We start from the raw sequence: 13,517 nt of genomic DNA, 5'->3' as shown, positions 1-13,517 counted from the left end.
CCCGAGCGGGCTCAGTCCAGGCGGTCGGCGAGACCGGCCGCCTGGAACGCGGTCACCACGTCCTCGCGCCCTTCCGTGAAGTGGGCCCAGCTGTCGCAGTGGACCGGCACGACCCGGCGGGCGCCGAGGATCCGCGCCGCCTCGGCGGCCTGGGCGCTGTCCAGGACGAGGGGCGCGTTGTCGAAGAGGACCGGGAAACGGGGAGCGCCCGCGAAGAGGACGGCGGTGTCGACCGGGCCCAGCCGGTCCGCGATCTCCTTCACCACGTCCAGCGAGGCGTTGTCGCCGCTGACGTAGACCGAAGGCAGCCCCTCGCCGGTGAGCACGAAGCCGACCACCTGGCCCGTGACGGGCTCGACGGTCTCGCGCGGGCCGGGGCCGTGGATGGCGGGTACCGCCGTGACCGTCACCGTGCCGCCGCCGGGCCGGTCGAGATCCAGCGTCTCCCAGTCCGCCATTCCCTTGGCGTTGCCGCCGAGCCGGGCGCCCCCGCCGGGGGTGGTCAGGGTGAGCGGGACCTCGGCGAGCAGGGCGCGGCCCGCGTGGTCGAGGTTGTCCGCGTGCTCGTCGTGGGAGAGCAGCACCACGTCTATCCGGCCCAGTTCCGCGGGAGCGGCAGCGGTCGGGGCCAGCTTGCGCAGCGTCGGGCGGCCCGGGTTCGCGTACTCGCCGGGGGCGTCGAAGGTCGGGTCGGTGAGGAAGTTCAGGCCGCCGTACTCGAAGAGGGCGGTGGGGCCGCCGAGGACGCGAATGGGCAGGTTGCTGGGCATGGATCAGGCTCCTCACGGATGAGAGATTGGCTATCCGTGAGAGAAGGTAGTCGCTTCTCACGGATGGGCGCAACACGTACCATGAGAGTCATGAGAGAGACCGTGGCCGCCGACGGCAGCGCGCCGCCGCCCGCACCCGGCGCGGAGCAGTACCCGGCACTGGACTTCGCCAACAGCACCGTCGCCCTGCCCGGCGGGCACTACCTGGACTTCCTCGGTACGGCCGAGGGGGCCGGGCAGTGGCTCGCGGACCATGGGCTCGCGCCCGTCGACGCGGGCATCCGGGAGATGTGCGCGGCCCAGCTGCGGTCGTTGCGCGAACAGATCCGGGCGCTGCTCGCCACCCGGCTCGACGGCGCCCCCGCGCCCAAGGGAGCGCTGGCCGCGGTGAACGACGCGCTCACCCGGGCACCGGCCGCCTCACTCCTGCACTGGAACGCCGACCGGGGCCTCTTCCGGGCCGCCGCCCACCCCACCGACCAGATCCTCGACCACGCCCTGGCCGCCCTCGCCGCCGATGCCGCCGACCTGCTGACCGGCCCCGACGCAGACCGCCTCACGGCCTGCGGCTCGCCCCCCTGCAACCGCTACCTGCTGCGCCACGGCCGCCGCCACTGGTGCTCCACCCGCTGCGGCGACCGGGCCAGAGCGGCCCGCGCGTACGCGAGGAAGACCGCTCAGTAGCGCACCGCCCGCGCGACCTCCGCCTTCACCTCACCGGTGAGATCACGGTTGCTGCGGGCCGTCGCCTCCTTGGACTCGCCCGGCTGGACGTCGGAGATCGTCACGACGACCACGTCGAGGCGGTTGCCGCCGCTGTCGGTGAAGTCGACCTGCACGGCGAAGGACTTGGCCGAGTCGGCGGTGTTCTCCACGGTGACGGGGACCGTGGCGCGGCCGTCGGTGACGGGGTCGCCCAGGGTCACCGCGTCCTTGGCGTCGACGCCGTTCTTGATGTCGTCGATCCTGTTCTGCGCCTCGGTCGCGAGCGACTCGGCCGCCTCCGAGACTCTGCTCGCCACGCTCGACGCCACGCTCGACGGGGTGTCGTCGTCGGAGCACCCCGTCAGGGCGACCGACGCCGCGAACGCGACGGCCGACAGCAGGGTCAGAGAGCGGATGCGGTGGCCGGGCATGACGCCTCCCAGTACGGCGGTTCCCTTCATTGAAGGCCCGCCGACCCGCGCCCGCACCTCGGCGCCCGCTTCACCCGGACGGCCCACCCCCGTGGTGGCCACCCGCCCCGCGGCGGAGGGTGGACGCGACGATCGACCGGCGGCCCGTGCTCACGCGCCGGCCGCCCCGGAAGAACGGGACGCCCCATGACCCAGCAGCCGCATCAGCAACCGACCGCCGAGGGGCAGCAAGGGCAACAAGGCCAGCAGCCCCCCGTCTGGGGCGAGACCAACCGGCCCGCCGGACCGTCGACCGGGACCAGCGGCTACGCCGGACCCGTCCCCGGCGCCACCCCCTGGCAGACCGGCGGCCTTGTCTTCGCCGGTGTCCTGCTCATGGTCAACGGCGTGGTCGCGATCCTCCAGGGCATCTCCGCCATCGCCGCGGACGACGTGTACGACCGCATCGGCGATTACGTGTACAAGATCAGCCTCACCGGCTGGGGCGTCATCCTGCTCTGCCTCGGAGCCGTGGCCCTGGTGGTCGGCTGGGGCGTCCTCCAGGGAGCCTGGTGGGCCCGGATCACCGGTATCTTCCTGGCCTCGCTGAGCCTGATCGCGAACTTCCTGTTCCTGCCGTACCAGCCGGTCTGGTCGGTCCTCATGGTCGCGCTGGACTTCTTCGTGATCTGGGCCCTGGCCACGGCGCCGGACAAGGAGAAGGCGGCCTCGTAGGCAGGTACCCCGGAGCGGGGGCCGCCCCTGGTCGGCGGGGCGGCCCTCCGGTCACTCAGGTATGTCCGAGACCACCACTGCCGAAGGACCCACTGGACCCCGGCAGCCAGCGCTTGCGCTTCTGGTCCTCTCCTCTCCGGCTTCCCGCATGGCGGAGCTCGTACGGCATGAGCCGTTCGCCCCCCTCCGTCTGCGGCACCTCGTCGGGCTCCCGCATCTCCCGCATCTCGTGGACCGGCCCGCCCTCGGGCATCTTGGGATGGTCCTCGGGACTGGGATGCGGCAGCTCACGATCCATGACCCGCATGCCGAACTGCACGGCCCACACCAGTGCGCCGGCAATGACCAGGCCGCCGACAAACGCGGCGATCACGTTGAGTACTTCACTCGACGTGGCCGCAAGAACAACCGTCGTCGTACTCATGCTCCAATTATCACCCAATCGGACGATTAGGCTCCTCCTGTGCGTGCCGCCGCCCGCCGCCCGCCCCTCCAATGGACAGGTCAGGGCAGGTCAGCGCAGGCGACGGCGACGGGGTTCGACATGACCGAGGTACCCGCGGGCTTCACCGAGCAGGACCACGCGGACCGGATGGACCGGGCCACCCGGGACGCCGTCGCCGCCGGACTCGCGGGGCTGCTGATCACCCCGGGACCCGATCTGACCTGGCTGTGCGGCTACCGCCCGACCGCGATCACCGAGCGGCTGACCCTGCTCGTCCTCACCCCCGGGTCCGAGCCCCGGCTGCTGGTCCCCGCGCTGGAGCGCCCGGACGCGGAGGCGGCGCCCGGCGCGGGCGCGGTACGGATCTCCGAGTGGCGCGACGGCCAGGACCCCTACGCGGCGGCGGCCGGACTGCTGCGCCCGCAGAGCCGCTACGGCGTCTCCGACTCCACCTGGGCCCTGCATCTGCTGGGCCTCCAGGAAGCCCTCCCGCTGACCGCGTACCGCGCGCTGACGACCGTGCTGCCGATGCTGCGCGCGGTGAAGGACGCGCACGAGGTGGCCCGGCTGGCGGCGGCGGGCGCGGCGGCCGATGCCACCTACGAGGAGATCCTCTCGGTCCGCTTCGCCGGGCGCCGGGAGCGGGACGTGGCCGGGGACCTGGCGCGGCTGCTGAAGGAGCACGGCCACTCGCAGGTCGACTTCACGGTCGTCGGCTCCGGGCCGAACGGCGCCGACCCGCACCACGAGGCGGGCGGCCGGCTCATCCTGCGCGGCGACATGGTGGTCCTGGACTTCGGCGGCCTCAAGGACGGCTACGGCTCCGACACCACCCGCACGGTCCACGTCGGCGAGCCCACCGAGGAGGAGCTGCGGGTGCACGAGATCGTGCGCACGGCCCAGCAGGCGGCCTTCGAGGCGGTGCGCCCCGGGGTGGCCTGCCAGGAGATCGACCACATGGCCCGCTCGGTCATCGAGGACGCCGGGTACGGCGAGTACTTCATCCACCGCACCGGGCACGGCATCGGCGTCACGACCCACGAGCCGCCGTACCTGGTCGCGGGGGAGGAACTGCCGCTGGTGCCGGGCATGTGCTTCTCGATCGAGCCGGGCATCTATCTGCCGGGCCGCTTCGGCGTGCGGATCGAGGACATCGTGACCTGCACGGAGGACGGCGGCCGCCGGCTGAACAACACGGCCCGGGAGATGGCGTTCGTGGAATGAGGGTCCGGGCGCTCAGGGACCGTCGACCGTCACGGCGATCTGGTCGCTCAGCGCGGTGACGCCGTTCAGGGTGGCCGTCGCCTGGAGCAGACCCGCACCCGGGGCGAGCGGCAGGTCCGGGACGCAGGACCAGGTGCCGTCGCCCGCGGTGGTGGTGGCGCAGACCTCGTTCTCCAGGCCGTCCCGCACGGTGATCTGCGCGCCGGGATGGGCGGTCCCGGAGGTCTGCGGACGCGCGCCGAGCGGTACGCCCGACTGGGGCCGCAGCAGCGTCGGCGCGGGCAGTCCGACGGTCACCGCACAGGCGCCGCGGGCCTTGGGCGCCCCGTTCTCGTCCGCGAGCACCATCGCGCACCCGGCGATCCGGGTCCCGGGCACCGCCCCGGCCGGCACGGCCAGCACGAACGGGAACCGGCGCCCCGCCCAGGGCTCCTTGGCCGGGCCCCCGACGAACGTGTACGACCCACTGCGGCCGCCCGGGCCGACGACCCCGCGATAGTCACGGTCCGCGAGCGGCACCCCCGTGACCCGGACCGCCCCGGGCGCCGTCAGGGTCAGCACGGACCCCTCCCCACCGAACCCGGCGACCTCCACGACCCCTTCCCGCCCCGGCGCGATGGTCACGGCACCCCACAGCACACCGTCACCGCCGTCGGCCGCGACGGCCTGCCCCGGCGCGGCCCACACCGGGGCCAGCGCCAGCACCACGACGGCCTTCCTGAACCAGTTCATCGCCGCCAGAGCTCCTCAGGGCCGGGGACCGGAACACGCACCCCCCACGGCGATTCTCACGGCCCGTCCCGGCCGCGACGCCCCGAGTTCGGCCGTACGGCCTACGTCAGCCACACCGTCGTATCGGCGCCCAGCCGTCCGTCCGGCTCCAACGGCGCGCTGCTGACGACGACTTCGCCGGGCGGCAGCGGTACGGGCGCGCCGGACAGGTTGGCGACGCAGCGCCATCCGTCGGACCGGGCGAACCCGAGGACACCGTCCGGGGTCTCCTCGGCCCAGGTGAGGGTCTCCCCCGCCAGCAGCTTGCGCCGCAGTCGCAGGGCGCGCCGGTACAGCTCCAGGGTGGACTCCTCAACCCCCTCCTGCGCCTCGACGGAGTACGCCCCGAACCACTCCGGCTGCGGCAGCCAGGCGCCGCCCGCGCCGAAGCCGTGCGAGGGTCCGTCGACCGTCCAGGGCAGCGGCACCCGGCAGCCGTCGCGGCCCTTGCGGACATGGCCGGTCTGCTCCCAGATCGGGTCCTGGAGCACCTCCACGGGCAGGTCGGCGACCTCGGGCAGGCCGAGTTCCTCGCCCTGGTAGAGGTAGGAAGAGCCGGGCAGCGCCAGCATCAGCAGGGTGGCGGCGCGGGCCCGGCGCAGTCCGGCCGCCCGGTCCACCTCGGGGGCGCGGCCGCCGGACAGCAGCCAGGCGTTCTCCTCCGTGCCCGGGGGCAGCGTCAGCCGGGAGGCGTGCCGGACGACGTCGTGGTTGGAGAGCACCCAGGTGGCGGAGGCGCCGGCGGCATGGGCGTCGGCGAGCGAGTCGCCGATGATCCGCCGGAGCCGGCCGGCGTTCCAGGAGGTTTGCAGGTACTCGAAGTTGAAGGCCTGGCCGAGTTCCTCCGGGCGGGCGTACAGCACCCGGCGGGAGCCCGGGACCCAGGCTTCGGCGACGGCCATGCGGGGCGGGGAGTAGGCGTCGAGGATCGTGCGCCAGTCGCGGTAGATCTCGTGGACCTCGTCGCGGTCGTAGAGGGGGTGGCTGCCCGGGGGTATGGCGGCGAGGGCCTCGTCGCCGCTGAGCGCCGGGGTGCCCAGGTCGCGCAGCGGCTCGGTGAGGTCCTTGGCCAGGGCGTGGGCGACGTCGACCCGGAAGCCGTCGACGCCCCGGTCGGCCCAGAAGCGCAGGGTGGTGCGGAAGTCGGCGCGGACCTCGGGGTGGGACCAGTTCAGGTCGGGCTGCTCGGGGGCGAACAGATGCAGGTACCACTGCCCGTCCGGGACCCGGCGCCAGGCGCTGCCGCCGAAGACGGACTGCCAGTCGGTGGGCGGGAGTTCACCGTGCGCCCCGCGTCCGTCCCGGAACACGTACCGCTCCCGCGCGGCGGAGCCCGGACCGGCCGCGAGCGCCTCCCGGAACCAGCTGTGCCGGTGGGAGGTGTGGTTGGGCACGATGTCGACCATGATCTTCAGCCCGAGGCGATGGGCCTCCTCGACCATGGCGTCGAAGTCGTCGAGGGTGCCCAGGCGCGGGTCGACGTCGCGGTGGTCGGCGACGTCGTATCCGCCATCGGCGAGTTCGGAGGGGTAGAAGGGGCTGAGCCACAGGGCGTCCACGCCGAGCCCGGCGAGATGGGTGAGCCGTTCGGTGATCCCCCGGATGTCGCCGAGCCCGTCGCCGTCCGCGTCGCCGAAGCTGCGCGGATACACCTGGTAGACGACGGCCTGCCGCCACCAGTTCGGGTCCTTGAGGGAGAGATCGGGCGCGGTGGGGCGAGCGGTCACGCGGTCTCCTCTGCGAGAGGGTTCTGGAGCAATCCCTGCCACCGCTGCCCCGTCCTCAACCCGGGAATCTCAGACCTGGGCCCGCCCCTGCTTGCGTACCTCCGCCAGGCGCCGGGCGCCGATCTCGGTGGCCGCCCAGGTCGCTTCGGCGGGGACGTCGCCGAGGCCGCCGTTGGTGAGGACGATGGCGTCGTCGCCCACCCGGACCGCGGCGAGGTCCAGCGTGAGGGTGGTCGCGTCGCCGTCGTCGGTCGGCGCGGTGAGGGTGACGCGCAGGCCCTGGCGGGCGTCCCCGGCCTTCTCCGGCAGCTCCGTCTCGGTGACCTCGGCGTACTCCCGCGCGCCGGTCGCGGTGACCGCCGTGAACTCGCCGCACTTCTTCGGCAGCGACCTCAGCCAGTCCAGGGTCCGGCCGGCCTCCTTCGGCGGATGCGCCACGACCTGGTAGCGGATCTGCGCCCCGTCCCAGTCGTCGTCCAGGCCGGTCACCGCGCGCGTGCGGGCGTCCGGGCCGAAGAACTCCTCGGTGTACAGGGTGTCCAGCAGCCGTCGGCAGTCGGCCCGCTCGGTGCTCGCCTTGAGCATGCCGTCCCGCCAGGTCGCCGCGCCCTGGGTCGCCGACCAGGGCTCCCCGAGGTCGGCCTCGGTGATCAGCGCCGCCTGTGCCTGCGCCTCGGTGAGCGCGGGAGCGGACGCCGGGGAGGGGGCGGCGCTGCTCCGGGCCGGGCTCGGCGAGCCGGACGCCGTCGGCCCGGCGGCGTCCGGCCCCTCGGCGCCACCACAGGCGGTCGCCGTCAGCAGCACGCCCAGCGCGAGAACCGGGACGGCGAGAACACGGGCCGGGGGTCGGGGCATCGGGGGCCTCCTGAGGCTTCCAAGATCGGCGTGCGTGCTTTCAAGGCACCACCCCGCACGCCCCTCCACCAGTGCGCCGGTCCGTCCGGGTGAGGAAAACCCCTTGGCCCCGCACGCGATCCCTCGCTACGGTCCCCCCATGAAGCGCGCCTTCCCGTCGAGCACGACGACGCCGGACACGGTCCCGGCGCGCTGACACCTGAGCAGTGACGAAGCCCCGGGGCGAGTGCCCCGGGGCTTCGTCGTTTCGCGCGGCCCGGGTGCTCGCCCTCCAGACTTGGGAGTACGAGATGCACGACCACCGCCGGCTCGGCCGGGAACTGGGCCTGTTCGACACCGATCCGCTGATGGGCGCGGGGCTGCCGTACTGGCTGCCGGACGGCGCCGTCGTCCGGCACGAACTGGAGGAGTACATCCGGGGGATGGAGCGGGCGGCCGGGTACCGGCACGTGTACTCGCCGGTGCTCGGGAAGCGGAAGCTGTACGAGACCTCCGGGCACTGGTCCCATTACAGCGACGACATGTTCCCGCCGATGCCAGTGGGCGCGGAGGAGGTCGTGCTGCGCCCCAGCCTCTGCCCGCACCACGCGCTCATCTACCGCTCCCGCTCCCACAGCTACCGCGAACTACCCCTGCGCATGGCCGAGTTGGGCGACATGTACCGCTCCGAGCTGTGGGGCGCGCTCGGCGGGCTGACCAGGGTCCGCGCGATCCGCCTCAACGACGCGCACATCTTCTGCACCCTGGAGCAGGCGGCCCAGGAGGCCCGCGCCGCCCTGGAGCTGATCGGGCGGGCCTACGCCGACCTCGGCATCCGAGCGGCCCGGTACCGGCTTTCCCTCCCCGGCGAGGGCGGCAAGTACGTCGCCGACCCGGAGCTGTGGCGCCGGGCGACCGCGCTGCTGCGGGAGGCGCTGGAGGGCGTCGAGTACGAGGCGGTCGAGGGCGAGGCCGCCTTCTACGGCCCCAAGATCGACGTACAGATCACCGATCCCGCGGGCCGTGAGTCCACCCTGTCCACCGTCCAGATCGACTTCCACCAGCCCGAACGCTTCGATCTGCACTACATCGGCCCCGACGGCGCGAAACACCGGCCGGTCATGGTGCACCGCAGTGTCATCGGCAGTGTGGAACGGGCCGTCGCCCACCTCATCGAGACCCACGGCGGCGCCTTCCCGGCCTGGCTGGCCCCGGTGCAGCTGATGGTCCTGCCGGTCGCCGACGACCAGGTGGAACAGGCCGCGGAGGTCGTACGGCGGGCCTGCGCGCTCGGGCTCCGGGCCGAACTGGCCGCTCCGGCCGACGGCTCCCTGGGTGCCCGGATCCGGGCGGCGCGGCTGGTGCCGTACCAGGCGGTGATCGGGGAGCGGGAGGCGGACGGCGACCTGGCGGCCCTGCGGCTGAGGGACGGGCGGCGGCCGGGGGCGCTGCCCGTGGACGAGTTGCTGCACCGGATCGGCGAGCGGGTGCGGGCTCGCGGGGCCGAACTGTGGGCGGCTGCGTAAGGTCGGTGGGAAGACGCTCGTCGACGAGGGAGCCCCCGTGAACGGTCAGCCCATCCCGGTGATCATCGACTGCGACACCGGCGTCGACGACGCCCTGGCCCTGCTGTTCGCCGTACGGCATCCCGGTCTCGATGTGCGGGCGGTGACCTGCGTGGCCGGGAACACCGATGTCGAGGGCGTCGTCCGCAACACGCTCACCGTGCTGGAGCAGGCCGGGGCCAAGGACATCCCGGTCGCGCGGGGCGCCGAGCGGCCGCTGATCGAGCCGGTGCGCACCGCGAGCCATGTCCACGGCGCCGACGGGATGGGCGACCTGGGGCTGCCCGCGCCGGCCCGGCGCCCGGTGGACGTGGACGCGGTGACGCTGCTGCGCCGCGAGATCCTGGCCTCGCCCAGGCCGGTCACACTCATCCCGACCGCGCCGCTGACGAACATCGCCCTGCTGCTGCGCACGCACCCCGAGGTGGTCCGGAACATCGAGCGGATCGTGTTCATGGGCGGGGCGGTGGAGGTCGGGAACGCCACGCCGGTCGCGGAGTTCAACGTCTGGCACGACCCGGAGGCCGCGGCGGTCCTGCTCACCGCCGGGGTGCCGATCACGATGTACGGCCTGGACGTCTTCCAGCGGGTGCTGGTCCCGGCCGCGGATGTGCGGCGGCTGCGGGCGAGTTCCGAACCGCGGCTGCGGCTGGCCGGTGAACTCCTCGCCCACCGGCCCTCGGCGCCCGACCCCGACGGCGACGACCCGGCCGGCGGGCTCGGCGACGCGGGCGCGGTGTGCGCGGTCGTCGACCCCGGCGGCATCACCACCGGCCTGCTCCCGGTCGAGGTCTCCCTCGCCCCCGGCCCCACCCGCGGCCAGACCATCGTCGACCGCCGCGCACGCCCCGGCGAGGCGGAGATCCATCACGGGGAGCGCGAACTCCAGTTGGTGGACGTGGCGTTGGACGTGGATGTGGACCGGTACGTGAAGCTGTGGCTGTCGGTGGTTGAGGGCGCCTAGGCCCTAGGCGCCCTCTGGACCGCTACGCCCGCGACGACGCGCGGCGCTTGCGCGTCGCGACCACGATGCCCGCGCCGCCCGCCAGGAGCACGGCCGCGCCGATGGTGATCGGCAGGGTGCTGCTGTCGGCGCCGGTCTCGGCGAGGTCGCCGCCGCCGCCGTTCGGGGTGGGGGCCGGGGCGGTGGTGGAGTCGGCCGGGGTCGGCTCCGACGGGGTCTCCGAGGCCGGGGGCTCGGACGCCGGAGGCTCGGACGCCGGGGTGGACTCCTCGGGCTCCGAGGGCGCCGGCTCGGTCGGTGTGGCCGGGGGCGTCGTCTCGGGGACGGACGTGCAGTCCTTGGTGCCGCCGTTCCAGGCCGCGATCAGCTTGTCCTTGATGACCGGACGGTCCGGGCCCTTGGGCACGTCGCCGTGGACGAAGCCGTCGTTCGCGTCGAGCTTGCCGTCGAACTTCACGGCACCGCGGTAGAGGTCGACCTGCGCGAAGCAGCCCGCGTCCGGCACCGCGATGTCGAGGGAGTCGGCGGCGCCCGGCTTCACGGTGACCGTGTCGAAGTCGACGAAGACCTGCTCGCCGGAGGTGGCGAAGGTCGAGCCGTGGGCCAGGTAGGAGGCGAGGGAGGCGGTGCAGGTGGTGGCGTCGCCCGCGGCGCGGACCTGGATGTGCACCTTGCCGTCGCCGGTCGGCTTCAGGCTCTGGTCGTCGACTTTGACGGAGTCGTAGAAGTCCGTGCCGTTCAGCGAGAACTGGCACCGGTCGGTGGCGGTCTCGGTACCCGCGCCGGTACCCGGCTGGTACGTGCCGCCCGACTTCCAGCCGTCGCCGCCCGGAGTCCCGGTGGCGTGGGCGCCGGACGCGGCGGCGACAGTGGCGGCGCACAGGGCGAGCGACGCGGCGCCCGTCCCCAGGAGGCGTCGCGCGATGACACGTCTCGCTATGGACATGCGGTTCCCCATCTTGACGTGAGCAGAACCCGGGTGACGGCAGGCGGGCAGCGCGCAGCGACGGCGGGCCGTGCCGTACCGGGGTGGTGGTCGAAGAAGCACTGGGCTCATTGGTCACATGTGCCACAGCGCGAGGCCCATGGTGGTGTGGCCCTTGATCCCCTGTCAACCTGCGGGAACAGATACGGAGTTCACGCCTCCATCACTATTTCGCCACACAGGGAATGATCTGCTCCGCCTCAGTAGTCCCGCGGGAAGCGCAGCCGGTGCTCCACCACCGCCCGCGCCATCTCCGTCACCGTGCGGCTGTCGGCGAAGGCACGGGCGCGCAGCAGTGCCAGCGCCTCCGCCGCGCCGACGCCCCGCTGCGCCATGACCATGCCGATGGCCTGGTAGACGCCGTCATGGCCGTCGATCAGCCCGTCCAGCCAGTCGGTACGGTCCAGCTCCCCCTCCGAGGCCCGGTCCACCGCGTCCCGCGCCATCGCCATCAGCGCCATCGTCACCGCCGCGGCCAGCGACCGCGCGGTGCGCAGCTGCCCGGCGGTGAGCGCGCCGGGGCGGTCGCGGTAAAGGTCGAACGTGCCCACGCACACCGTCTCATCCCCCAGCGGCAGCGAGTACGCCGCCCGCACCCCCGCCCCCGTGGCCTCCTCCGCGAAGACCGGCCAGCGCTCCGCGTCCCGCCCGGCCGTCAGATCGCAGGCGAGCACGGGCCGCCCGCTGCGCACCGCGCTCTGGCAGGGCCCGTCGCCCAGGGTGGCCTGGATGTCCGTCACATACGCGGCCTGCGCGCCGCTCGCGCACAGCCGCACCGGCATGTCGTGGTCGTGCAGGGAGACACTGGCGCCGGTCACGGGCAGCACCTCGAGCGCCACCGCGCACAGCCGCCGTGGGATCTCACCGGGCCCACCGTCCGAGGGCCGCACAGTCACCGCCTCCTCGCACCTGAGGGCGCGGCACCCGACTACCCGGCGGCGCGGTGCCGAAACCCCGGAAGCCGGAGGTCACAGAGGGGGCTGCGCGGGTGCGGGGCCGAGCGTGGTGGTGCCGGGGGCCGTACGGTGGCCGAGCCCCGTCCGGTACGCGTCCAGGGCCGCCTCCACCCGGCCGGTACGCCGCAGCAGATCGCCCAGCAGCCGGCACAGATCGGCCAGGTCACCGGCCGCCCCGGCCCGCTCCAGCAGGCTCAGCGCACGGACGTAGTGCTCCTCGGCGGCCTCGGTGTCGCGGGTGTCCTCGGCGATGATGCCGAGCAGCCGGTGGGCGGCGGCGGAGTGCAGGGCGCCGCGTTCGGAACTGAGGTCGGTCAGCACCTCCTGGAGGAGCGCGGCGGCCTCCTCGGACTTGCCGCGCCGGTGCAGTACGTCGGCCAGCTCCACCGCGACCTGGCTGGTGTAGAGGGCGGCCCGCTTGGCCGACAGCATGGCCCGCGCCTCCCGCAACTCCCCCTCGGCGCGGTCCAGCTCGCCGTTCTGCGCGCAGACGTACCCGCGCATCCAGTGGCAGTGGGCCAGTTCGGTACGGATCTGCAGGCCCCGGTACAGCTCCGCCGCCTTCGCCAGCGAGGCGTCCGCCTCCGCGATCCGCCCCTCCGCCAGCAGCGTCCGCGCGACGGACCGGTGCATCCGGGCGACCAGCGCCGGGTCCCCGGCCTGCGGCGCGAGGGCGAGGGCCAGTTCGGCGGCCTGCGCGGCGCGGGCGTGGGCGCCCATGTCCATGTACGGGCCGATGACACTGGCGTACAGCAGGAGCAGTGCGTCCGGGTCGTGCAGTCCGCCCCGGTTCAGCTCGTCGAGGGTGGACTCCAGCAGGTAGACGGCGTACCGGAGTTCACCGGCGAGGTAGTGCGCGGTGGCACGTCCGCGCAGGGCCGGGACCCGGGCGGTCAGGGGAGCCCCGGCCAGCGCCTCCTCGGCCTGCTCGAACCGCTGCCGAGCGGTGTCCAGATCCCCGGTGTCGAGCCCGCACTCCCCGAGCCCGAGCAGCGCCGCCACCCGCTCCTCGACGAGCCCCTGCGGCTGCGCCTCCGCGAGGATCGCCGCGAACGACTCGGCGGCGGCCTCGGTGGCACCGGTGGCCAAAGTGCGCTGCGCGCCGGTGAGTTGCAGCCGCAGCTCGGTGGCGAGCCGTGCCGACCGCCCCGTGATCAGCTCGTCGAACGCCACGCCGAGCCGTTCGGCGATGTGCTTCAGCGCCTCGTCGGAGGCCCGCGCCCGGCCCGCCTCCAGGGTGGAGATGTAGGCGGGCGTGTACGCGGGCTCGGCCAGCTGTTTCTGCGTGAGCCCGCGCTCGGCCCGCCACTGTTGCACCCGGCGACCGATGGTCAACGGATCGTCGCGCTCCGACATGGCCCAACTCCCCAAGTGCCTCTTGCCGTTCGACTCCGACAGCCCCTAGGTTAAACCGGGAATTAAGCCT

The 13,517-nt window shown here is 73.6% G+C and carries 14 protein-coding genes; 5 read left to right on the top strand and 9 right to left on the bottom strand.

What is annotated here, in order from left to right:
* Positions 1 to 11 precede the first annotated feature (11 nt).
* A complete protein-coding gene (locus STRCI_RS21495) occupies positions 12 to 770 on the bottom strand; it encodes an MBL fold metallo-hydrolase (RefSeq protein ID WP_269660580.1) in 759 nt (252 codons plus the stop codon).
* 81 nt (positions 771 to 851) lie between these two features.
* Here STRCI_RS21495 and STRCI_RS21490 point away from each other — a divergent pair, with 81 nt between their 5' ends.
* Entirely contained in the window at positions 852 to 1,454 is a 603-nt protein-coding gene (locus STRCI_RS21490; protein ID WP_269660579.1) for a CGNR zinc finger domain-containing protein, read from the top strand.
* Here STRCI_RS21490 and STRCI_RS21485 read toward each other — a convergent pair.
* Positions 1,448 to 1,906 carry an FxLYD domain-containing protein gene (locus tag STRCI_RS21485; RefSeq protein WP_269660578.1) on the bottom strand — a complete coding sequence of 153 codons (459 nt, stop codon included), beginning with the start codon at positions 1,904 to 1,906 and terminating at the stop codon, positions 1,448 to 1,450. The two genes, STRCI_RS21490 and STRCI_RS21485, sit on opposite strands and share 7 nt — an antisense overlap.
* A 186-nt stretch (positions 1,907 to 2,092) precedes the next feature.
* On the opposite strand from STRCI_RS21485, the gene STRCI_RS21480 reads away from it, so the two are divergent.
* On the top strand, positions 2,093 to 2,620 hold the full coding sequence (locus tag STRCI_RS21480; protein WP_269660577.1) for a DUF7144 family membrane protein: 528 nt from the start codon (positions 2,093 to 2,095) through the stop codon (positions 2,618 to 2,620).
* Positions 2,621 to 2,675: 55 nt separating this feature from the next.
* Here the strand turns inward: STRCI_RS21480 and STRCI_RS21475 are convergent, their stop codons facing one another.
* Positions 2,676 to 3,044 (bottom strand): DUF6479 family protein, encoded by a 369-nt coding sequence (locus tag STRCI_RS21475; protein ID WP_269660576.1) that lies wholly within the window; start codon positions 3,042 to 3,044, stop codon positions 2,676 to 2,678.
* 120 nt (positions 3,045 to 3,164) lie between these two features.
* On the opposite strand from STRCI_RS21475, the gene STRCI_RS21470 reads away from it, so the two are divergent.
* A complete protein-coding gene (locus tag STRCI_RS21470) occupies positions 3,165 to 4,289 on the top strand; it encodes an aminopeptidase P family protein (RefSeq protein WP_269660575.1) in 1,125 nt (374 codons plus the stop codon).
* Between the two features lie 12 nt (positions 4,290 to 4,301).
* Here the strand turns inward: STRCI_RS21470 and STRCI_RS21465 are convergent, their stop codons facing one another.
* The 3 genes from STRCI_RS21465 to STRCI_RS21455 form a co-directional block, all read right to left on the bottom strand.
* Positions 4,302 to 5,021, bottom strand: a complete 720-nt coding sequence (locus STRCI_RS21465) for an Ig-like domain-containing protein (protein ID WP_269660574.1) — start codon at positions 5,019 to 5,021, stop codon at positions 4,302 to 4,304.
* Positions 5,022 to 5,122: 101 nt separating this feature from the next.
* Positions 5,123 to 6,787 (bottom strand): glycoside hydrolase family 13 protein, encoded by a 1,665-nt coding sequence (locus STRCI_RS21460; RefSeq protein ID WP_269660573.1) that lies wholly within the window; start codon positions 6,785 to 6,787, stop codon positions 5,123 to 5,125.
* A 69-nt stretch (positions 6,788 to 6,856) separates the two neighbouring features.
* Positions 6,857 to 7,642: a hypothetical protein gene (locus STRCI_RS21455; protein WP_269660572.1), complete on the bottom strand. Its 786-nt coding sequence runs from the start codon at positions 7,640 to 7,642 to the stop codon at positions 6,857 to 6,859.
* 260 nt (positions 7,643 to 7,902) lie between these two features.
* On the opposite strand from STRCI_RS21455, the gene thrS reads away from it, so the two are divergent.
* Both thrS and STRCI_RS21445 read left to right on the top strand, forming a co-directional pair.
* Positions 7,903 to 9,147, top strand: coding sequence for a threonine--tRNA ligase (thrS, locus tag STRCI_RS21450; RefSeq protein ID WP_269664609.1), 1,245 nt, complete (start codon positions 7,903 to 7,905; stop codon positions 9,145 to 9,147).
* A 37-nt stretch (positions 9,148 to 9,184) separates the two neighbouring features.
* Entirely contained in the window at positions 9,185 to 10,150 is a 966-nt protein-coding gene (locus STRCI_RS21445) for a nucleoside hydrolase (RefSeq protein ID WP_269660571.1), read from the top strand.
* A gap of 22 nt (positions 10,151 to 10,172) precedes the next feature.
* Here STRCI_RS21445 and STRCI_RS21440 read toward each other — a convergent pair whose 3' ends face one another.
* The 3 genes from STRCI_RS21440 to STRCI_RS21430 all read right to left on the bottom strand — a co-directional run bounded on the left by STRCI_RS21440 (position 10,173) and on the right by STRCI_RS21430 (position 13,447).
* Entirely contained in the window at positions 10,173 to 11,096 is a 924-nt protein-coding gene (locus tag STRCI_RS21440) for an LAETG motif-containing sortase-dependent surface protein (protein WP_269660570.1), read from the bottom strand.
* A 239-nt stretch (positions 11,097 to 11,335) separates the two neighbouring features.
* On the bottom strand, positions 11,336 to 12,031 hold the full coding sequence (locus tag STRCI_RS21435; RefSeq protein ID WP_336298815.1) for a GAF domain-containing protein: 696 nt from the start codon (positions 12,029 to 12,031) through the stop codon (positions 11,336 to 11,338).
* Positions 12,032 to 12,103: 72 nt separating this feature from the next.
* On the bottom strand, positions 12,104 to 13,447 hold the full coding sequence (locus tag STRCI_RS21430) for a helix-turn-helix domain-containing protein (protein WP_269660569.1): 1,344 nt from the start codon (positions 13,445 to 13,447) through the stop codon (positions 12,104 to 12,106).
* Positions 13,448 to 13,517: the final 70 nt, after the last annotated feature.

The sequence above is a fragment of the Streptomyces cinnabarinus genome (assembly GCF_027270315.1).
GTDB lineage: Bacteria > Actinomycetota > Actinomycetes > Streptomycetales > Streptomycetaceae > Streptomyces > Streptomyces cinnabarinus.
Note: the sequence above shows the minus strand (reverse complement) of the source record. Positions and strands in the feature narration are given on the sequence as shown.

Bases quoted from the DNA above. Each gene is read 5' to 3' on its own strand.
- STRCI_RS21455 (WP_269660572.1), bottom strand. From the start codon at position 7,642: ATGCCCCGACCCCCGGCCCGTGTTCTCGCCGTCCCGGTTCTCGCGCTG.
- STRCI_RS21465 (WP_269660574.1), bottom strand. From the start codon at position 5,021: ATGAACTGGTTCAGGAAGGCCGTCGTGGTGCTGGCGCTGGCCCCGGTG.
- STRCI_RS21430 (WP_269660569.1), bottom strand. From the start codon at position 13,447: ATGTCGGAGCGCGACGATCCGTTGACCATCGGTCGCCGGGTGCAACAG.
- STRCI_RS21470 (WP_269660575.1), top strand. From the start codon at position 3,165: ATGACCGAGGTACCCGCGGGCTTCACCGAGCAGGACCACGCGGACCGG.
- STRCI_RS21440 (WP_269660570.1), bottom strand. From the start codon at position 11,096: ATGTCCATAGCGAGACGTGTCATCGCGCGACGCCTCCTGGGGACGGGC.
- STRCI_RS21485 (WP_269660578.1), bottom strand. From the start codon at position 1,906: ATGCCCGGCCACCGCATCCGCTCTCTGACCCTGCTGTCGGCCGTCGCG.
- STRCI_RS21495 (WP_269660580.1), bottom strand. From the start codon at position 770: ATGCCCAGCAACCTGCCCATTCGCGTCCTCGGCGGCCCCACCGCCCTC.
- STRCI_RS21480 (WP_269660577.1), top strand. From the start codon at position 2,093: ATGACCCAGCAGCCGCATCAGCAACCGACCGCCGAGGGGCAGCAAGGG.
- STRCI_RS21475 (WP_269660576.1), bottom strand. From the start codon at position 3,044: ATGAGTACGACGACGGTTGTTCTTGCGGCCACGTCGAGTGAAGTACTC.
- STRCI_RS21490 (WP_269660579.1), top strand. From the start codon at position 852: ATGAGAGTCATGAGAGAGACCGTGGCCGCCGACGGCAGCGCGCCGCCG.